Origin of the sequence: Catelliglobosispora koreensis DSM 44566 (assembly GCF_000379685.1) — a bacterium.
In the GTDB taxonomy this organism is placed as follows: domain Bacteria; phylum Actinomycetota; class Actinomycetes; order Mycobacteriales; family Micromonosporaceae; genus Catelliglobosispora; species Catelliglobosispora koreensis.
Genome location: NZ_KB903249.1, coordinates 104,547 through 122,547, shown reverse-complemented (window position 1 = coordinate 122,547; position 18,001 = coordinate 104,547). Strand labels below are relative to the sequence as shown.

Here is an 18,001-nt window from a genome sequence, read left to right as displayed (position 1 = left end):
CAGCCTGAAGTATTTGCGTAGATTTGGTGCAGCACACCGTTTTTGACAGCCATGACCTGCGGCCACGATCCACCCATGTTCACCGCGGAGATCGCGCTCAGACCGCTGATTCCGGTTGAAGCGATGTGCCAACCGGACGTGTCGCCGTAGATCTGGTGTAGCACACCGTTCTTCAGCGCCATGACCTGCGGCCACGCCCCTCCCATGTTCACCGCAGAAATGGCAGAAAGGCCGCTGATTCCGGTGGAAGCATCGTGCCAACCGGACGTGTCGCCGTAGATATGGCGCAGCACACCGTCTTTGAGCGCCATCGTCTGTGGCCACTGGCCGCCCATGTTCACCGAGGAGATGGCGTTGAGGTTCATGCCAGGGATGCTGCCGCTATACCAGCCACCCGGCTGTGTCCACACGTGACGGAGTTCGCGGTAGGGGTTCGAAAGCGGTGGCTGGGACTCGTCTAGAGTTCCGCTGTAGCAGGGGCACGACGCGTGGTAGATCGGGAGCGGCGTGAGGTTTTTCGCTCGGTGTACCTCGCCGATGCCGCCGGTCTTGCAACCGTAGGTCTCCGTCTCGGCACAGAACGCGTAGAACGGATTCTTGGGCACGTGGGCATCTATGCTCGCAGACCAAATAACCTGGCAGTTGACGTTTATGAGCCTGTAGGTACCCCGGTAGATGTCACGCAGGACACCAGGATAGATAAACCCTGACCTCTGAGGCAGAACGTTGGGCACCGTGGCTGCGTCTGACGTCGAAGCGTTGAACTCAACCGTGACGGTTACGTTGAGGCTGGCCGACAAGCCGGCGACAATCACACTTGCGTCTGCGGTAAGCCCAGCACCAACGGCGACGGATGTCTTTCCGCCAATCGTGACAGTTTTGGTGACTGACCCTGGCCCTCCACCTGGGGGGCTCGTGTTCATGCCGCCCGCGGTGGGAGCAAGCTGAAGCACGTCTCGGCCAACATATTCGATGTCGATGAACTCGTACTGGTTGTCGCAAACGCCCATTGGTGTCACGGGATCTCTGCCCACCGCATATGCGCCTGGGGAGGCCAGCTGCGTTCCCGCTAAGGCGAGAAAGCCTGCGGCTACTGCGGTCGCACGTTTCATGAGGTTCAAGTAGGGCCACTCCTTCAATGCGAATTCTGCCTGGGGATTGGCAGAGGACCCGCAGTATGCCACGGGGTGTAATAAGGCGCTGCCCTTGTTTGAGAGTCGAACTGCGCATGAAACCGCAGTCGGAAAAGCGTCTCGGGGGCAGGCACTGCCGCAGAAATTACGCCGTGGTTGGCTACTGGACCCGAAGAACGCCGCCTAACCAAACCGCTACATCCGGTGCACCCCAGCGGATTTGGGGTGCACCGCACCCTTTGAAGATCGTGCTGAGGAGTAACGAATGTTTGGCAAGAAGAAAGGTAAGCATGCCCTCGCGCTGATAGATGACCGGCAGCGCAACACGATTGGTCTTGTCGCGGTGCGCTTGCTATGGCGGTTCCGCCGTCAGCTCGCCCCGGTCGCCGTCGCCCTGCTCGTCCTCGCTATCGCGATCGCCGCCCTGATCGTGCGGCTGATCGCTGGTACGGGCTGGCTGATCGCCTCATATGCGGTAGCCGCGCTGTGTGCTTTCGCGTGGCTGACGCGGCTGCGCGGATATGACCGCGGCCTTGCCGCGATCGTGCTCACCATCGCCGGGCCGTGGACAGTCCTGGTGGCCTATCAGCCAGGTAACGTCGGCCTTTACGGCCTGTGGGCGCTGGCTACGCCGGTGCTCGGGCTGGGCTGGTGGATGTCGGGCACGCTCAAGGCGCAGCTGCGCGCCGACGCCGTGAAACAGAGGTGGAACACCGTCGCCCACATCGCGGGTGTCGCCGGATCAAAGCTCCTGGCCACGCGTCAGACCCCAGCAGGCGAAGTCTTGACCGTGAAACTGGCCGCAGGCCAAACCCCGGAAGACATCTCGCGTAAACGGGTTGAAGGCGCCTACGAGTTGCGCCCCGGCGCGGTGAAGGTCGAGCAGGACAAAACCAACGCCCGCAAGGTTCTGGTCCACCTGACCGAAACCGACCCGTGGACACAGCCACTCATCCACCCCGCGACCTACCACATCAACAACAGCACCGGCCGCGAATAACCACAAGCATCAGGGCGCAGCTATCTAGCGGTGGTAGTAGAAGTAACTGCCCTCAAAGTCGCGCTCAACGCATTCGCGTGAGTCGACGTGAAACGTGACGTGTTCCAGCCACGGCGGGGGATAGCCGGCTGTCTCAAGGATGTTCAGGAACGCTTGCTGGACCCGCGCCGTTGTCCCGTCGGATTGCAGACGTTCGACGCTGGCGTCGGTGTCGAAGAAGAGATAAACGGTAGCGCCGACGTCGTTCTTATCCACAATCGACCGTGGATAGCCATGAACTTCCACCAGCGGTATCCCGTTGTTTTCAGCCCACACACGCAGGCTGGCGAAACCCTCCATGACGATTTCGCTTTGCCGTTTACGCGAGACCTTCACCACCGCCGCAGCATACGGCGGCATGGCAACCCGATCGCCAGCAACGTCATCTGCTGACCCAGGAAGGACAGGGAATACCGCATGGCACCAAGGAAAACCGGCACCGCGACCGCAGCTAGCGCCAGCCCGGACCTGTGGGCGCCCGGCGCACGCACCATCCACACGCCGATCCCGCTTGGCGTCTACGAAGACGGCTCAACCGCGCAGCTGGCCCTGTGGAACAGCATTGGCGCCCGGCACACCTTCCTGACCGGCGCCACCGGGTCAGGGAAAACCACCAGCCTCAACGTGCTGCTGACCGGGACCATGGCCAGCGTCGACACGGTTGTGTGGGTTATCGACGTGGCCAAACGCGGCAAGTCGCTGGCGCCGTGGCTGCCCTGCATTGACTGGCTGGCCACCGACCCCGCCACAGCGGTCGACATGCTTACCTGCGCCAACGCGGTCATTGACGCCCGCGCTTTGGCCGGTGCCCGTCTGGCCGCGACCGGTGACGGTGACGCGGTACTAGCGCCGTCACCAGATTTGCCGCTGCTGCTGATCGTCATTGACGAAGCGTCGGCGCTGTTTGGCCGCAACACACCAGAGGCACAGGAGGCCACGGAGCAGGCGACCCAGGTCGCCGAAACCGGCCGGGAGGTCGCCGTGGGCTCGATTGTCGCCACGCAGAAACCCACCCAGGACAGCCTCGGGCACTCCGGGCGGCTCAAAAGCCAGCTCAATCCAGTGCTGTGTTTGAGGATGAACCGGCTAGGCGACCTGCGGTGGGCCATGACCAGCGCACCCGCAGAATCCCTGACCCTCGACGTATACACGGCACCTGGTGTCACCCTGATGCAAGACGGGCCAGAAGCCAGCGCGCTGCCGCTGCGCGGATACCCGCTCTATGACCCCGCGACTGTCGCCAAACTCGCCCGCCTCTACGCACCACACCGCCCGCCACTCGACACAGCGTCTGCGCAAGCCGCTGGCGACATGTACGCCACGCGAAACCGGGACCCGCTCGGCATCGGTGGCGACAGCAAGCCAGGCAGGCGCCGCCCATCACCGCACCCGGCGACTGGGCGGCCGTCGCCAAAACACAGCACAGCGGCAAGTGCACGCCAAGCCTTCCAAACGGCACGCACGCAAGCCCTCAAACTCATTGCCGACGCCGAAACCGCGCCACCCCTATCCGCACAGCCACTGGAGACGCTGACCGCAAAGGTTCCCGCGCAGCCGTGGCCAGCCGACCCCGCCGCGACCGAACTCGTCCTAGACGTGCTCGGCAAAGCCACCGGCCAGCTATCGCGGGCAGAAATCCAGCTGGCCACCAACGTCAGNAAAGCCACCGTGTGCCGGGTACTGGCCAACCTTGCCCTGCAAGGCCACGTCACCCGCACCCGCGACAAGGGACGCCAGCTGTACCAGCTCAACACAGCCAGCGAATCTCACGCTGCGTANCCGTCTCACCGTCTCGTCTCACCGTCTCACCACCCGCGTACGCGCCCGCGTATGGGCGCTATTTGGCGCACCCGTGAGACGCGTGAGACGCCCACGTAACCCGCCCGCCCGTATACGCAACGTGACCGCACGGAGGTTGCGCATGACCGCGCTCACCCCACGCACGACTAAGCACATTGGACAGACAGAACCGGATAGGACTGCGCCACGGGCGGGTGGGCACCCGCCGTGGTGTACACGTGACCACCGCTGCACCGCCGCGCACGTCACCGGAGGCGAGCACGTCTCGCAACCCGAGCGGTGGAAAACCAGCCACGGCACCCTGATCGCCACCCGCTACCACAACGCCCAAGGCGGCTGGGTCGAAATCCGCACCATCACCCGCCTCGACCCGCAAGAGGCGATCGCGCAGGCGCAATGCCGCCACCTCATCGCCGTCACCCACACCGTTTTCAACCGCGTACTAGGACCAGGAAAGGACACCAACCACGCATGAGCGACAACAACCCTGGCGCCGTTGCACTCCTGGACGCCGCCCGCCACCTAGCCGCCGCTGACCTTCGCCCGGTCACCGCGTGGCATCTAGACACCCAGCTGTGCGGGCTAGGCCAAGGCGCGCAAGCGTTCGCTAAAGCCACCTACCGCTACGCCGAAAACCTCGGCACCGGCATCGATCCGCGCGTGATCTATCACATCACCGATGCGGCCGAATGCTTCTACGCCGCCAGTGCGGCATTCCAGTACGCCGCCAAAAACCTGCGCACGGTCTACGCCGCGCATTTCGAGGCGGCCGAATCCGGGGTGCGCCAGCCCCGCCCCAGCGCCTTCTTCGGACCCAAACCTCAGTCAGGGCAAGCCACAAGCCGCACGGCATCGCAGAGCTACCCGTCTCGGGAGCAGCTGGCCGCGATGACCGTCAAGCAGCTCAAAGACGTAGCCACCGCCTACGGCTACGACGGCCTGAAAGGCACGAAAAACCAGCTGGCCGAACAGCTCGACGGCCACTTCACCTTGCGCCGCAACCTGCAAAGCCTCCGCTCATCCGACCAAAGGACACAGCTGTGACCCAGACCGCCAGCCCCAACCGGCCCCTGCTGGACGCCGCACACGCACTATCGGCCTTGGACCTCACCCCACACAGCGCCTGGGAACTGATCGGGCAGCTGCAAAGCCTCGCCAGCGGCATGAACGCCATCGCCACCGCGACCGAGGACTACACCGGCGCGCTGAGCGAAGACAACCTAGACGCCCGCGTCACCGGCTGCCTTCCCGCAGCAACGGAAGGGATCTTCCGCGCCTCAATCGCCTTGCAGGAAGCCCGCATCACCTTCGAAACCCTCTACACCGCACACCTCGCCACGGCTGAAACCGGCGTGCGCCAGCCGACACCGCCCGGCTTCTTCGGCCAGCCAGGCCAGACCACGGCTGCGGTCAGCGCTGGACGAAGCACGGCAAGCGGGCTGCCCGCCGATTTCCCAACCCCACAACAAGTTCAGGCGATGACGCTCAAGCAGCTGCGCGAGGTCAGCCGAAGCATAGGCTTGGCACCCGGTAACCAGAACAAGGCCGACCTCATCTCCAGCCTTGAGGCCTACCGCTTCAGCCGCTCACCCGCCGCCCGCCACACCGCCAGCGACGGCCCGGCCCCCGTGGTGCGTGGGCAGATGTCTGCCAAGCCGCTGCTGGCCAATTCCTGGGGCCATCCTGAAAGCGGCAGCCCGGTCTGTTTCCACGAAGACGGCGAGATCGGCCAGGCCATCCGCGCCATGGGCAGCGACCGGCACCTAAGCATCGACGATGAACCCCTCGCCAACGTTCTCGGCAATATCGCTTCTGGTCCCATCAGCGGGAGCACAAGCAGCCAGGAAGCCCTCAACCAGCTCAAGAAGCTGCGCGATCGCCTCCCAGAGGGAACCCGAGCCCGCACGGCCATGGACCACTGCGTAAGCAATCTCGACGCACCAGACAGCGCCGTGCCGGACGTACCCGCAGTGACGCCGGAACCGTTGCGGCAGCTGGTCAGCGACCTGCACGCCATCCCCTGCGTACGGCGTGAACCAGCACGCGAGCAGGAACGCCTGCAAGCCATCCTGACCGACTTTGAGCACGGCCGCACCCGCAGCTTCCGGCTGATCAGCAGCGTGCGGAACCTGACCGGGTTCCGGCACGAGCTTGAAGAGGGATGGTTTGACATCCGCCGCGCCGTCACCAAAGCCGTTGCCGCGCTTGAAGAAGCCCTAGAGAAGAACCGGCGGTCGCTGATCGCGCCGGACCGCAACCAGACCTAGCCCGGCTCGCGCCGGTCCCACACACGAAGAGCTGAAAGGGGGCACCTGCGGTGCACTCACTGAGGGCGGCTGCGCTTCGCTACGCCGCCGAATGGCCAGTCTTCATCCTCGGCCGTAACAAACGGCCCGTAGCCAACTGCCCGCCGTGCCGCGCCGCAGACCCCAAACGGCACGATCCGCAAGGCTGCCGGTGCCTTACCTGCCACGGCTTCTATGCCGCTACCCGTGACCCGAAAGCCATCGTGCGCATGCTCGCGATGGAGCCAAACGGCATGCTCGCCGTCCGCACCGGAGCACCCTCTGGCCTCGTGGTGGTCGATGTAGACCCCCGCAACGGCGGCAGCCAAACCGTCAAAACACTGGTAGCGAAAGGACTCATACCGCCTACCCGGTTCGCTACAACCGGCTCCGGTGGCCTGCACCTGTACTACCGCCATCCCGGCCCGCACACGAAGATCCCGTCCGGGCCAAACGTTCTCGGCCCCGGTATCGATATCAAAGCCGACGGCGGATATGTGGCCGCGCCGCCCTCGGTACATCCCAGCACGCGGCAACCGTACGTGTGGGCTGATGAGTCCACGCCGGTTAGTGAGATGCCCCCCGCGCTGCGCACCGCACTGACTCCAGCAGTCACCGCGGCTAACCCCGCACTCGCCCCAGCTCCCAAGCCCAGATTGGCCCGCGCGGGGGGCATCTCATCACCGGCCGCCCTCCTGCAAGCGCACCTGTCAACGGTTCGCAAGGCCCCGGAGGGCAGGCGCCGCACCACGCTCTACGGCGCAAGCCGTGGCGTCGCCCGCATGGTCGCTAGCGGGGCAATCAGCCCGGCCGATGCCCAGGCTGCCCTCATGGCAGTGGGGCTGGCCGCAGGCCAGACCGAACGAGACTCCCGCGCCGCGATCAGCGGTGGCTTCCGAGACGAAGGAGTAACCCTATGACCCGAAAGGAGCCCACCACATTGGACGGTGCGGAACTGCTCGACCGGTTGCGGGCCACGATCCGTACCTATGTGATCCTGCCCAGCAACGAAGCCCTCGACGCCGTAACGCTATGGATCGCCGCGACCCACGCCCTGCCCGCGTGGGCGTGCGCGCCACGGCTGGTGATCCGCGCACCGGAGAAGCGTTGCGGTAAAAGCCGCCTGCTCGACGTGACTGAGGCCGCGTCCTACAACCCGCTGATGACTGTCAACGCCAGCCCTGCGGCGGTCTACCGGTCGGTGGGCACCGATAGCCCGCCAACCCTGCTCATTGATGAGTACGACACCATCTTTACCGGCTCAGCCGATACCTACGCCGACTTGCGCGGCCTGCTCAACGCTGGCCACCAGCGCAACCGGCCAGCCTTGCGCTACAACCCGAACAAGGACCAGGTAGAACACATCCCGACCTTCGCCATGGCCGCCATGGCCGGTATCGGCCCAGCACCGGAAACCATTGAGGACCGGGCCGTGGTCGTCCACATGAGACGGCGCAGGGCACGGGAGAAGGTCCAGCCGTGGCGTATCGAGCGGGACCGGCCTGCTGTGGCCGCGCTAGGAGCGGAACTTAACGCCTGGCTCAAACCCAACCACAAGGCGCTGCGCGATGCGGTACCGCTCATGCCGGTGGAGGACCGCGATGCCGACACCTGGGAACCGCTGATCGCCATAGCGGACCTCGCGGGAGGGCAGTGGCCGATCAGAGCCAGAACGGCAGCCGTGGCGCTCACCGGGGCACGTGAGGAGCGAGCCGAAACCAGCGACGGGGTAAAGGTTCTGCGTGCCTGCTGGACCATCTTCAACGAAGCCGGGCCACACATCGCAGCCCTGCCAACCGCTCACCTGCTCGAAAAACTCAACACCGCCGAAGACGTGCCGTGGAGCGATCTCAACGCCCACAAGCTCGGCCGCATCCTTCGGGAATTCGGCATTACGTCGGGCAATATCCGCCTGCCGATCGGGCAAGTGAAAGGCTATTCAAAAGATCTATTCACCGACGCGTGGGACCGCTACTGCGACCTAGAACCACCACAGGGGTCCCCCCTAACCGTCCCAAGCGTCCCAACCGTCCCCGCCCAGCTAGACCCCGGGACGCTTCAAAACGGTGGGACGCTTCATAGCGTCCCACTTCAAGATTCCGTCCCAGGGCTGACCTGCGATGCAACGCTTGGGACGCTTGGGACGCTTACCCCGGCACCCCTCAGCCAACAACCGCCAAACGGGCACACGAAATTGCGCATCGTGCCCTCATCCGAGTAACACCCGAATAGCGAAACTCGGCACTCGAAATAGCTCCATTCACGACTGTCCGCATTGGACAGAGACAGAGCGCGAGCCAGCGGCACCCTGGGTTCTAACGCTCACCTGCCACGGATCTTGGCTCAGCGGCGCCCACAGCGGGCGACCGCGCACACCCACGGCCCTTGCGCATGCCACGAGGGTGTGCGCCAGGGCCACTCCCAAACCTCAACCCAGGCAAAGGAGTAGCACCATCATGGCAAGCACAGCCCTGGAACTGAACCGCTCACAAGAGGTAACACCAACGATTTCTGGCTCAACGCCTGCCCGCCATGTCAAGGTGCTGTACCGGATTCCGGAAGCCATGACCTTGCTCAGCATGAGCCGCACCGTCATCTACGACGAGATGCGCGGCGGACGGCTGCGCTACGTCATGCAAGGCAGCGACCGGCGCATCCCCGCCAAAGCCATCGACGAGTACGAAGCACTGCTGGAAGCCGAAGCATTGAGAGGACACAACAAGTGAGCACCATGAGGAGAGGACGCGGCGAAGGCGGCCTTTACTGGGACGAAAAACGCCAGCGCTACATCGCAGAAGTCACCATCGGCTACACCCCAGCAGGTAGGCGGATCACCCGCAAAGGCAGCGGAAAGACCAAAACCGAAGCCAGGAACAAGCTCAAAGAAGTCCTTCGCGACCACGAAGACGGGCTAGTGACCAAGCACCAGAACACCACCGTGGCCATGGCTGCCGAGGACTGGCTCTCGTATGGCTTGGTGGGCCGGGCCGATAGCACCATTCAGAAGTATGGGCACCTGGTTCGCGGCCACATCATCCCGGACCTCGGGGCGCGCAAGCTCAAGGATCTCAAGGCGGCCGATGTAGAAAAGTGGCTCGCCACCAAGGCCACGCAGGTCAGCTCCAGCACGCTGCGACGGCTGCACGAGTGTCTAAACCGGATCATCAACCGCGCCATGGCCCGAGAGCTGGTGAAGCGCAACGTCGTGCCGCTATGCGAAATCCCAGAAGGCTTGGACGGGCGGCCGTCGAAGTCGCTGACCTTCGAGCAAGCCAAAGCGGTGTTGGACGCGGCCGAGCGAGATCCATTTGGCGCCTACGTCATCGTTTCCCTCCTAACGGGAGCGCGGACCGAGGAGATGCGCGAGCTCGACTGGGACCACGTGGACCTGGACGGCAAGCCGGACGCTGACCCACCTGTCCCGCCTGCCATCCATGTGTGGCGCTCAGTCCGCACCAAAGGCGATACCAAGACCCGCAAATCCCGGCGCTCGCTCGCGCTGCCGCACCGGGCGGTAGCCGCGCTACGCCGACTGGAGCCGCGTCAGGGAACATGGGACGGGAGGAAACCGGAATGAGGCTGGTGTTTGCGACGCGGAATGGCGGAAAGCTCGACGCGGCCAATGTCCGGCGATCTGTCCGGCGGATCGTGAAGGCTGCCGGGCTTAACCCGAAGGACTGGACTCCACGAGAGCTGCGCACGAGCTTCGTCTCGCTGCTGTCAGCTTCCGGGATGCGTATCGAGGACATCGCAGACCTATGCGGCCATGCCGGAACGCGCGTCACGGAAGAGGTCTACCGAAAGCAGCTGCGCCCGATCATCCTCGGCGGAGCGACAGCCATGGATGGGATCTTCGGCCAATCAGACATGGATTCTGAGCCGTAGTCACTCAGTTAGTCACCCAGGGATGAAAAGAGGCCACATCCATCGATGAGATGTGGCCTCTGAGCTGGTGGGCGATACTGGGTTTGAACCAGTGACCTCTTCCGTGTCAAGGAAGCGCGCTCCCACTGCGCCAATCGCCCTTGCTGTTCTTGCGAGGTGGAGACGGGATTTGAACCCGTGTACACGGCTTTGCAGGCCGTTGCCTCGCCTCTCGGCCACTCCACCGTGGTGCGCCTTTCGGCTCTCCGAGCGGATGACGAGACTCGAACTCGCGACCCTCACCTTGGCAAGGTGATGCGCTACCAACTGCGCTACATCCGCATCATCGGCCACCGGAGCGCCCGACAGACGGAAACTTTAGCCGAGTCCGCCATCAAGCGCCAACCCGGGGTACCCATGGGCGCGTCACGTGGGCGCGAAGGGAGGCTTCGAGCACTCGGAAACGCTGGCCGCGGTGCGTTTAGGCAACATTACTGGGAAGTGTGCGCTCGGCCACCCCGATGACGCCTAACCAAGATCAAAAAGACACGAGGTAACCCGGTGGCGTGCCGCTCGGGAGACCCGCTAAAGTAACCAGCGCACCAGAAATGACCCACGCGGATGTAGCGCAGTTGGTAGCGCATCACCTTGCCAAGGTGAGGGTCGCGAGTTCGAGTCTCGTCATCCGCTCCAATAGGCCTTAGGGCCTTCAACGTCTGCCCCCAGGGCAGTTACGCGCTCACGCAACTCCCGGTCCGCCGTCACGACGGTGACTTTTCTGTGGCCAGCCGAGGCACGCACGAGATCGACTATCGCATCGTCGCCGGAGCCACGGGCGTGCTCAACGAGTACCCCCTCGTGTGAAGAAATGCCCCGGGCCTGGCCCTCGACGACCAGAATGATCTCGACGGGCCCGGCGAACGAAGCCAGATGATCACGCAGGCGCTCGGCGGCGCCGCGACGGTCGCGCCACCATCCATCCGGGACGGACCCGACCACGTTGGCCGCGTCGACGATCAGAAGTGGCTTCACAGAGCCAGTTTCATCCCAATGTGACTGTCGGTGAAGCCCAACGACAAATAGAAGCGGTGCGCGTCGAGGCGGGATTTGTCGGTCGTGAGCTGGACCATGACGCAACCGCGAGCCCGCGCTTCCTCGATCGCCCACTCGATCAGGCGCTTACCGAGCCCGCTGCCGCGCTGATCGGAGCGCACGCGAACAGCTTCGATCAAGGCCCGCTTGGCACCTTGGCGGCTCAGCCCGGGGATCACCGTCAGCTGTAGGCACGCGACAACCTCGCCGCCGCGCTCCCCCACCGCCAAGGTTTGGTGCGGGTCCGCATCGATTTCCTTAAACGCCAGGGTGTACGAAGGGTGCCCGGCCTCTGCTTCCCTAGCCGCCCCGAGCGGATCGTCGGACAGCATCGCCACGATCGCGGGAATGTCGTCGATAGTGGCCCGCCGCATCAGAAGATCATCCATAGATATGTCACGCTATCATCCATGGCTGTCAGTCCAGTATCGCGTTTGCGCAAGCTATTCATGGCCCTGCCCGACGTCACTGAGAAAGTGAGCCACGGGGAGGCGTCGTGGTTCTACAAAGGAAAGAAGCAGATCGCCACGATGGCTGATCATCACCATGATGACCGGGTCGCCATGTGGTGCGCCGCGGCTCCCGGCGTGCAGCAGGAGCTGATCGCCGAGGACCCGGAGAAGTATTTCCGCCCGCCTTATGTTGGGCACCGGGGGTGGCTCGGCGTTTATCTAGACGTTCCTGTCGATTGGAAAGAAATCGCGGAGATATGCGCTGACGCTCACAGTCAGATTGCTGGCCCTAAAGGTGGCACAAGGTCCGTACCCTAAGGTTCATGAACCGGATTTCTCGTTTGTGGGCCGCGCTCGTTACCGGCTTCCTCGCCGCATTCGTCATCCCCGCCACCGCGTGGGCAGCCGAAAATGACCTCATCGCGAAGCGGCCGAAGTTTGGCTTCGGTGGCATCCTCGGTCTGCTGTGCTGCCTGGTGGTTGTTGGCGTGATCGGTGTGGTGGTGTTCCTGATCATCCAGAACCAGAAGAAGAAGCGTTAGCCCGCCGGCACCGCGGCCCGCACCATGACAAGCACGTGCTCAACCAATGTGATGAGCACGTGCTTTACCGAGTGGCGGTCACGCGCGTCGGTCAGCAGGATCGGCACGTGCGCGCCGATGTCAAGCGCTTCGCGCACCTGCTCCACCGTGTAGACCTGCATCGAGTCGAAGCAGTTCACCGCGATGACGAAGGGCGTTCCCCGCTGCTCGAAATAGTCGATGGCGGCGAAGGAGTCAGCCAGGCGCCGGGTGTCCGCGATCACGACCGCCCCCAGAGCGCCGGTGGCTAGCTCATCCCAGAGGAACCAGAACCGGTTTTGGCCCGGTGTCCCAAACAGGTAGAGCACCAGGTTCGGCGTGATGGTGATGCGGCCGAAGTCCATGGCGACCGTGGTGGTCGTCTTGGCGTCCACGCCCGTGGTGTCATCGGTTTCCACGCCGGCGGTCGTCAGCACCTCTTCTGTCCTTAATGGACTTATTTCGCTAACCGCGCCGACCATAGTGGTCTTGCCAGCGCCGAAGCCGCCAGCAACCAGGATTTTGAGCGCCTGGGGCGGCGCGTCAGAGCGAACGGAGTCCATGGATTACCGCCTGCAGGGTGTCGATATTGGGTAGGTCGTCTGTGGAAGGTGGGTCGTAGCGCGCGATCAGCCCAGCCAGCAACAGATCGCATAGAAGGACGCGAACGACCCCGAGCGGAAGGTCTATGCGGCCAGCGATTTCGGCGACTGGCCGGGGTTCCTGAGTGAGCGCCAGGATCGCTTGGTGCTCTGGGCTTGGAGTGTCAACGGCCAGGCTTTGCACCGCCACCACGTGCGAAATGAGATCGAAGTCAGCGGTGACAGGCTGAACCCGCCCACCGGTCACCATGTAGGGGCGGACAACCGGCCCGGCCTCGTGATCCCACCAGGCCGTGCCGTCGACTTCGGGCTCAAATGCCGCAGACATCGCCGTTTAAGCCTGGCCATGTCTCGTCGGAGTGGCAAGGTGCGTGCCGACGCGCTTGGCGAGCATGGCCATCTCGTAGGCCAGGACGCCGAGGTCGGTGTCAGGAGCGGCGAGCACGGCGAGGCACGAGCCGGAACCGGCAGCGCTCACGAGCAGGAACGCCTCGTCCATCTCAACGACCGTCTGGCGGACCGCACCGCCGCGGAAACGCTGACCGGCCGCCTTGGCCAGGCTCGCGAAACCGCCAGCGACAGCGGCCAGGTGCTCGGCGTCATCGCGCGGCATCCCTGACGAAGTCGCCGTAAGCAGTCCATCCACCGAGAGCACCACCGCGCACTTTGCTTGTGGCACCCGCGTTAGCAGCTCATCAAGGAGCCAGTCGGTCGCGTGGCGGGCTGTCGTGGGTACCACTGGAGGCACTCCCTTCCTCATAGGCTTCGGTGGCCTGGGCCCGGCCACGAACTGTTCCAGACTGGAACGCTGACATGCGCAGGCGAAGTTGCTCCGCACTGCGCTGATCCGGCACCCCAGGTTCGTCCGGGAGGCTAACCGTGATCGGTTCCGCATCTACGGTGATTGTCGCCTCTTCGTCAGTTCCCAGTGTCGCCGGGGGTTGCTTCCGCACACGCCTTGGCAGACCGTCCACAACCGACACTGTTGTGGCGTCGGTCGTTGAGCGTTCATCTGCAAAGGATTGCGCGGAAATTTCCTTAGGCACCCTAGCGGACGCAATGATGGTTGTCTGTTCGCCGGTCCCGGGAAGCACGACTTGAGCCGGGATATTCACCACTGCGGTCACCCCGCCATACGGCGAGTGTCGCAGTTGGACAGTCACGTTTTGCCTGGCCGCAAGCTTGGCGACGACGAGCAGTCCCAGCCGGGCACTGTGTGCCGGGTCAAAATCCGGCGGCACGGTGAGGCGGGCGTTTGCCTCAGCCAACTCGGTTTCGCTCATGCCTAGGCCGCGGTCTTCGACGTGCAGCGCCAGGCCGTTCGCTGTGATCTCACCATGCACTCGTACCCCGGTGTGCGGTGGCGCGAACGAAGTCGCGTTCTCCAGAAGCTCCGCCAGCAAGTGAATGATGTCACCCACGGCCCGGCCGATGATGCGCACATCAGGAAGACGATCCAGGGTCACCCGGACATAGTCTTCAATCTCCGACGTCGCTCCACGAACAACATCGATTACTGGTACTGGGTGACGCCAGCCGCGCCCCGGAACAGAACCGGCGAGGATCACCAAAGCCTCGGCGTGACGGCGCATCCGCGTCGCCATGTGGTCGAGTTTGAACAGGTCTTCAAGCTCGTCAGGTGCCGTGGTCCGGCGTTCCATCCGGTCGAGCAGGGTCAGCTGACGGTGCAGCAGGGCTTGGGAACGGCGCGCGATGTTGAGGAAGACTTCGCTGATTCCCTTGCGGACGATGGCTTCCCCGACCGCGGCTTGAATAGCGGTGCGCTGCACGGCGTTGAAAGCGTGGCCCACCTGGCCGATCTCGTCATCACCGACCGCTAGCGGGGGTGGCTCGTTCAGGGCCGGATCGCCAACACCCGCGCCCGGCGTGCGTAGCGAAGCGATCGCTCTAGGCAACTGTTCGTGGGCGACGTCCAAAGCGGACGCACGGAGCCTTTCCAGTCGCCTGACCACAGACCGTCCCGTGCGCAAGGCCAGCACGAGCGCCAGCGCCGCACACAACAGGCCGATCAGGCCGGCGATGATGGGCCGGGAGAACGTCGAAATGCCAATGTCGTTGCCCAGTTTCAGGGCTGCCGCCGCGGCCGCGTCCTCGGTCGCGTCCATGTCCTTCAGGAGCGCGGCAGTGCTGTTCTGCCAGATCACGACGTCGATGGAGAGCTTGCCGCCTGCCTGAAGCCGGCCGAGGCTGTCTTCCATGATGGTCAGCCGCTGGTACGCCTCGCTGCCGAAGATCTTGGCGTAACTTTCCTTATGTGGCGACAACAGTGCTGCCGCGGCTTCGGTGTGGATCTGCCGCCGCGCGCCAATCGCCAGCAGGATGCGCGTGTGTTCGATGGCAGAAATCTTCTGGTCTGCCACAGCAACCATGACGACTGCGTCTTCACGAGCCAGCAGCTCGCGCGCGCGGCTCACCAGGAACAACCCTTGTGCCGTCTGGGCCAGGTCAGCGTCCGACACGTGCGTCAGCAGGAAGAACATGCCGTAGGCCGCGTCGATGACCTCGGAGAAATGGTTGACCGCGGCCGCGGCGTCAATGCGGCCAGCGTCAAGGTCTTGGCGAATCTGTGGCACAGTGTCCATTGCGGACATAAAGCCGGTGACAACACGGACGTGAGCAGCGGAAAGCTCAGTCGCGCCTTGCATTTCGGCCCACCGGGTCTTGAACGACGCATAAAGCTCATCGGTCTTGCGGCGCTGGTCCACCAACTCCGCCGAACCCGCTTGAGCGCCGCCAGAAACCCGTCGCTCGTGCTGCAACTGAACGACGAGCAACTCGCCACGGTCAGCGGCGGCATCGTTGAACTTGATGGTTTCCAGCAGGTTCAGAGCTGGCTCAACCGTTGCGGCCACACCAAAAACCGACAACCCTGTGATGGCCACCAACGGCACCACCGCCAAGGTCATAATCTTGGCGCGGATGCTCCACCCACGACTTCTCACACTGACCACGCCCAAGAGTAAATGAGCAGCCTCCGCCGGGGAAACCTAGCTGTTTAGCCCCCTGCTGTCCACTGAGGCTTTCGTCTATGTTGACTGCCGTGCCTGAAAAGTTGGATGCCGGCAGCATCGTCGCCATTGCCTCAGCTCTCCTATCGATCCTGGCCGCGGTCATTTCTGGCGTCATGGCTAATAGATCGCGCAAACTCGAACACGCTCTGGAACTCCAGCGCCGTAAGGAATCCAAAGCGGAGCAGACCGAGGAACTTATCTCTAAGTATCGTGAGCCGTTACTCCTTGCCGCGCATAGCCTTCAGCAGCGCATGCACAACGGCATCGGCGGCGGATACCTGGAGGAGTTTCTTCACTGCGGCGATCCCGAAGAGGAGCGATACGCCCGTAGATTCACCATCTACACCTTGGCCGAATACCTTTGCTGGGTCGAAATCATTCGACGTGACCTGCAGTTCCTCGATCTCGGTGACGAGGGCAAGACCCGTTCCCTGAACGCTCACTTGACCGACATCAGCAGCATCCTCGGGTCGCAACGCTATGGACGCAGCCACTTCCGCATCTTCCGCGGACGGCAGCGGGCCATCGGCCAGCTCATGATGGATATCGGCCACAACGGCTCGACCGAGGCTTTGACCTATCCCGAGTTCGACGTGCGCATCGAGGAAGACTCCGAGTTCCGGCGGTGGTTCACCGTCCTGCTCAAGGATGTTGACGCCTTCTTGACCCACGACTGGAACGGCAACCGGCGCCAAGTCGAGCTGCAATGGGCACTCATCGACCTGATTGATTTCCTCGATCCGGGCAAGGTTCGCATCCCGCATGACCGCGCCAAACTTGAGGAGAGTGACATCGCCAACCGCGTGCACGAGGTGCCTCGCTGAGTGGCCGATCAGGCCTGAAAACAGTGGACCCGGCCGCGCTGACCTGGGGAGGTTGACGGGCGCGGCCGGATCACTTTAGATCACATCTCGGTTTGAGTCGCCGGTCAAGTCAGCCGGACGGGCGGGAACGTTAGCCAAGCGGCGCTTAGTGAGTAGTGATGTAGTCCCAGAACTTTTCAAACACGTTCACATCGAAACTCAGCTTTATCGACGCGGCCACGACAAGCCCGACAAAGACCATGCCGGCGATGCCGACGAGCCCGCGAACCAGCCATGACTGACGTTTAATCCAGTCTGTCCAAATCTTGAGTTTGTCTTTGGTGAACTGCAGCAAGTGGCGCGCCCACACGAACTCGACCGCCCAGATCGCCAAGCCACCGATGACGATCAGCCAGCCGGGACCCGGCAGTGGAATCAGGGCGATGCCGACGGCCACGACGATGCCACCTAGTACCCCAAAAAAGATCTTCAGTGCGACGCGGCCCGTGGGGTGTGCGCGGACTGTCTCATGGGTAAGCCGCACCCTGTCCCGAACGCCACGCCGAGGCGGCACTTCTGTCGGATCTTTGGCCATCAGATGTCCCCCTCCGGTATCGCCCGTCACCAACCCCGATCACCGGACGTTACCGGAATAAGTCGAGCTTGACCGGCACGGTATCAAGGTCTAAACACGGCCAAAAGCGGGCATTCTACTCCTCGGGGGCGCGGCAGGGTGCACGTTTCTTTCTGTCTTCCCACGACAGGGTGAGATCGACGCATGGCGGAGCGTAATCAGGAGGTTCACCGTGAGTATGGGAAGGACGAAGCGAGTGAGCTCCGTCGCATCGCCGGGGGGAGTACGTCCATGAGCGCCATTCGTCCCACGACCGTAGAGGTCGAGACGTCATTGCGGCTCGTCGCGCCTGACGCGACATCGTTGCCGGTACGCGCATCCTTGCGCTACGACCCGGCGGACCCATACGCGGTCCATGTCCTATTCCACGCAGAGACCGCGGGTGGGGAAGCCGTCAGCTGGTCTTTCGCACGTGAACTACTGGTGACAGGCCTCGACGAGCCTGCCGGTATCGGAGACGTCCGGGTCTGGCCATGGGCCACCCCGCGGGGTGACTTCGTCGCCCTAGCGCTCTCCTCGCCCGACGGGAACGCGCTCTTCGAGGTGCCACGCAGTGTGCTCGTGCGCTTCCTGCGCCGCACCTACGTCGTCGTCCCACGGGGCCGGGAAACCGACCACCTCGACGTCGACGCCGCCGTCAACCGCCTGCTCGCCGGGCGGTAACCCAACGCGGCATATCGCCCGTGACGTGATAGAGTCTGGATC

The 18,001-nt window shown here is 63.6% G+C and carries 20 protein-coding genes, 4 tRNA genes and 1 pseudogene; 13 read left to right on the top strand and 12 right to left on the bottom strand.

The features are described from left to right. The coding region (locus tag A3E1_RS47630; protein WP_169454341.1) for a hypothetical protein at positions 1-365 on the bottom strand (365 nt) is incomplete at its 3' end. Between the two features lie 1,033 nt (positions 366-1,398). Between A3E1_RS47630 and A3E1_RS0100620 the strand changes: the two genes are divergently transcribed. Beyond that, complete coding sequence (locus tag A3E1_RS0100620) at positions 1,399-2,133, top strand: hypothetical protein (RefSeq protein WP_020518807.1); 735 nt, start codon at positions 1,399-1,401, stop codon at positions 2,131-2,133. A gap of 24 nt (positions 2,134-2,157) precedes the next feature. Here the strand turns inward: A3E1_RS0100620 and A3E1_RS0100615 are convergent, their stop codons facing one another. Next, a complete protein-coding gene (locus A3E1_RS0100615) occupies positions 2,158-2,511 on the bottom strand; it encodes a hypothetical protein (RefSeq protein ID WP_157631232.1) in 354 nt (117 codons plus the stop codon). A gap of 1,582 nt (positions 2,512-4,093) precedes the next feature. On the opposite strand from A3E1_RS0100615, the gene A3E1_RS0100605 reads away from it, so the two are divergent. The 7 genes and pseudogenes from A3E1_RS0100605 to A3E1_RS0100575 all read left to right on the top strand — a co-directional run bounded on the left by A3E1_RS0100605 (position 4,094) and on the right by A3E1_RS0100575 (position 10,142). After that, positions 4,094-4,447 carry a hypothetical protein gene (locus tag A3E1_RS0100605; protein WP_020518804.1) on the top strand — a complete coding sequence of 118 codons (354 nt, stop codon included), beginning with the start codon at positions 4,094-4,096 and terminating at the stop codon, positions 4,445-4,447. Next, on the top strand, positions 4,444-5,016 hold the full coding sequence (locus A3E1_RS0100600) for a hypothetical protein (protein ID WP_020518803.1): 573 nt from the start codon (positions 4,444-4,446) through the stop codon (positions 5,014-5,016). Before A3E1_RS0100605 ends, A3E1_RS0100600 begins: the two co-directional genes overlap by 4 nt. Beyond that, positions 5,013-6,239 (top strand): hypothetical protein, encoded by a 1,227-nt coding sequence (locus tag A3E1_RS0100595; protein WP_020518802.1) that lies wholly within the window; start codon positions 5,013-5,015, stop codon positions 6,237-6,239. The genes A3E1_RS0100600 and A3E1_RS0100595 overlap by 4 nt, the downstream gene beginning before the upstream one ends. A gap of 50 nt (positions 6,240-6,289) precedes the next feature. Beyond that, positions 6,290-7,177 (top strand): bifunctional DNA primase/polymerase, encoded by an 888-nt coding sequence (locus A3E1_RS0100590; RefSeq protein WP_020518801.1) that lies wholly within the window; start codon positions 6,290-6,292, stop codon positions 7,175-7,177. Continuing rightward, entirely contained in the window at positions 7,174-8,478 is a 1,305-nt protein-coding gene (locus A3E1_RS0100585; protein WP_020518800.1) for a DUF3631 domain-containing protein, read from the top strand. Before A3E1_RS0100590 ends, A3E1_RS0100585 begins: the two co-directional genes overlap by 4 nt. A 235-nt stretch (positions 8,479-8,713) precedes the next feature. Next, a complete protein-coding gene (locus A3E1_RS48975; protein ID WP_020518799.1) occupies positions 8,714-8,983 on the top strand; it encodes a helix-turn-helix domain-containing protein in 270 nt (89 codons plus the stop codon). Positions 8,984-8,988: 5 nt separating this feature from the next. Continuing rightward, positions 8,989-10,142 (top strand): annotated as a pseudogene (locus tag A3E1_RS0100575) (site-specific integrase). Positions 10,143-10,207: 65 nt separating this feature from the next. Here the strand turns inward: A3E1_RS0100575 and A3E1_RS0100565 are convergent. The 3 genes from A3E1_RS0100565 to A3E1_RS0100555 form a co-directional block, all read right to left on the bottom strand. Continuing rightward, a tRNA-Val gene (locus A3E1_RS0100565) sits at positions 10,208-10,282 on the bottom strand. Positions 10,283-10,296: 14 nt separating this feature from the next. Then, positions 10,297-10,367, bottom strand: a tRNA-Cys gene (locus A3E1_RS0100560). Between the two features lie 23 nt (positions 10,368-10,390). Beyond that, positions 10,391-10,463, bottom strand: a tRNA-Gly gene (locus tag A3E1_RS0100555). 275 nt (positions 10,464-10,738) lie between these two features. On the opposite strand from A3E1_RS0100555, the gene A3E1_RS0100550 reads away from it, so the two are divergent. Beyond that, positions 10,739-10,814 (top strand) — tRNA-Gly (locus A3E1_RS0100550). On the opposite strand, the gene A3E1_RS44240 is transcribed toward A3E1_RS0100550, so the two are convergent. Both A3E1_RS44240 and A3E1_RS0100540 read right to left on the bottom strand, forming a co-directional pair. Further along, the gene (locus tag A3E1_RS44240; protein ID WP_026207940.1) at positions 10,803-11,153 is read right to left on the bottom strand and encodes a PIN domain-containing protein; all 351 of its coding nucleotides are present in this window, start codon (positions 11,151-11,153) and stop codon (positions 10,803-10,805) included. The two genes, A3E1_RS0100550 and A3E1_RS44240, sit on opposite strands and share 12 nt — an antisense overlap. Further along, positions 11,150-11,602 (bottom strand): GNAT family N-acetyltransferase, encoded by a 453-nt coding sequence (locus A3E1_RS0100540; RefSeq protein ID WP_020518798.1) that lies wholly within the window; start codon positions 11,600-11,602, stop codon positions 11,150-11,152. Before A3E1_RS0100540 ends, A3E1_RS44240 begins: the two co-directional genes overlap by 4 nt. A 21-nt stretch (positions 11,603-11,623) precedes the next feature. On the opposite strand from A3E1_RS0100540, the gene A3E1_RS0100535 reads away from it, so the two are divergent. After that, positions 11,624-11,983: an MmcQ/YjbR family DNA-binding protein gene (locus A3E1_RS0100535; protein WP_020518797.1), complete on the top strand. Its 360-nt coding sequence runs from the start codon at positions 11,624-11,626 to the stop codon at positions 11,981-11,983. A 5-nt stretch (positions 11,984-11,988) separates the two neighbouring features. Then, positions 11,989-12,207 (top strand): hypothetical protein, encoded by a 219-nt coding sequence (locus A3E1_RS0100530; RefSeq protein WP_020518796.1) that lies wholly within the window; start codon positions 11,989-11,991, stop codon positions 12,205-12,207. Here the strand turns inward: A3E1_RS0100530 and A3E1_RS0100525 are convergent. From A3E1_RS0100525 to A3E1_RS38185, 4 genes are read right to left on the bottom strand one after another with little or no spacing between them, the layout of a single operon-like run. Beyond that, a complete protein-coding gene (locus tag A3E1_RS0100525; protein WP_026207939.1) occupies positions 12,204-12,788 on the bottom strand; it encodes a GTP-binding protein in 585 nt (194 codons plus the stop codon). The genes A3E1_RS0100530 and A3E1_RS0100525 overlap by 4 nt on opposite strands. Further along, positions 12,769-13,155 (bottom strand): DUF742 domain-containing protein, encoded by a 387-nt coding sequence (locus A3E1_RS0100520; protein ID WP_020518794.1) that lies wholly within the window; start codon positions 13,153-13,155, stop codon positions 12,769-12,771. The genes A3E1_RS0100525 and A3E1_RS0100520 overlap by 20 nt, the downstream gene beginning before the upstream one ends. A gap of 6 nt (positions 13,156-13,161) precedes the next feature. Continuing rightward, positions 13,162-13,566, bottom strand: a complete 405-nt coding sequence (locus A3E1_RS0100515) for a roadblock/LC7 domain-containing protein (protein WP_020518793.1) — start codon at positions 13,564-13,566, stop codon at positions 13,162-13,164. Beyond that, positions 13,523-15,790 (bottom strand): sensor histidine kinase, encoded by a 2,268-nt coding sequence (locus A3E1_RS38185; RefSeq protein WP_157631231.1) that lies wholly within the window; start codon positions 15,788-15,790, stop codon positions 13,523-13,525. The genes A3E1_RS0100515 and A3E1_RS38185 overlap by 44 nt, the downstream gene beginning before the upstream one ends. Positions 15,791-15,888: 98 nt before the next feature. On the opposite strand from A3E1_RS38185, the gene A3E1_RS0100505 reads away from it, so the two are divergent. After that, a complete protein-coding gene (locus A3E1_RS0100505) occupies positions 15,889-16,683 on the top strand; it encodes a hypothetical protein (RefSeq protein ID WP_157631230.1) in 795 nt (264 codons plus the stop codon). Between the two features lie 145 nt (positions 16,684-16,828). Here the strand turns inward: A3E1_RS0100505 and A3E1_RS0100500 are convergent, their stop codons facing one another. Beyond that, entirely contained in the window at positions 16,829-17,257 is a 429-nt protein-coding gene (locus A3E1_RS0100500) for a TIGR02611 family protein (protein ID WP_020518790.1), read from the bottom strand. 270 nt (positions 17,258-17,527) lie between these two features. On the opposite strand from A3E1_RS0100500, the gene A3E1_RS0100495 reads away from it, so the two are divergent. Continuing rightward, entirely contained in the window at positions 17,528-17,959 is a 432-nt protein-coding gene (locus A3E1_RS0100495; protein ID WP_026207938.1) for an SsgA family sporulation/cell division regulator, read from the top strand. Positions 17,960-18,001 lie beyond the last annotated feature (42 nt).

Coding starts and splice junctions, on each gene's coding strand:
- A3E1_RS0100620 (WP_020518807.1), top strand. CDS start 1,399: ATGTTTGGCAAGAAGAAAGGTAAGCATGCCCTCGCGCTGATAGATGAC.
- A3E1_RS0100535 (WP_020518797.1), top strand. CDS start 11,624: ATGGCTGTCAGTCCAGTATCGCGTTTGCGCAAGCTATTCATGGCCCTG.
- A3E1_RS48975 (WP_020518799.1), top strand. CDS start 8,714: ATGGCAAGCACAGCCCTGGAACTGAACCGCTCACAAGAGGTAACACCA.
- A3E1_RS0100605 (WP_020518804.1), top strand. CDS start 4,094: ATGACCGCGCTCACCCCACGCACGACTAAGCACATTGGACAGACAGAA.
- A3E1_RS0100500 (WP_020518790.1), bottom strand. CDS start 17,257: ATGGCCAAAGATCCGACAGAAGTGCCGCCTCGGCGTGGCGTTCGGGAC.
- A3E1_RS0100520 (WP_020518794.1), bottom strand. CDS start 13,155: ATGTCTGCGGCATTTGAGCCCGAAGTCGACGGCACGGCCTGGTGGGAT.
- A3E1_RS0100530 (WP_020518796.1), top strand. CDS start 11,989: ATGAACCGGATTTCTCGTTTGTGGGCCGCGCTCGTTACCGGCTTCCTC.
- A3E1_RS0100525 (WP_026207939.1), bottom strand. CDS start 12,788: ATGGACTCCGTTCGCTCTGACGCGCCGCCCCAGGCGCTCAAAATCCTG.
- A3E1_RS0100600 (WP_020518803.1), top strand. CDS start 4,444: ATGAGCGACAACAACCCTGGCGCCGTTGCACTCCTGGACGCCGCCCGC.
- A3E1_RS0100540 (WP_020518798.1), bottom strand. CDS start 11,602: ATGGATGATCTTCTGATGCGGCGGGCCACTATCGACGACATTCCCGCG.
- A3E1_RS0100585 (WP_020518800.1), top strand. CDS start 7,174: ATGACCCGAAAGGAGCCCACCACATTGGACGGTGCGGAACTGCTCGAC.
- A3E1_RS0100495 (WP_026207938.1), top strand. CDS start 17,528: ATGAGCGCCATTCGTCCCACGACCGTAGAGGTCGAGACGTCATTGCGG.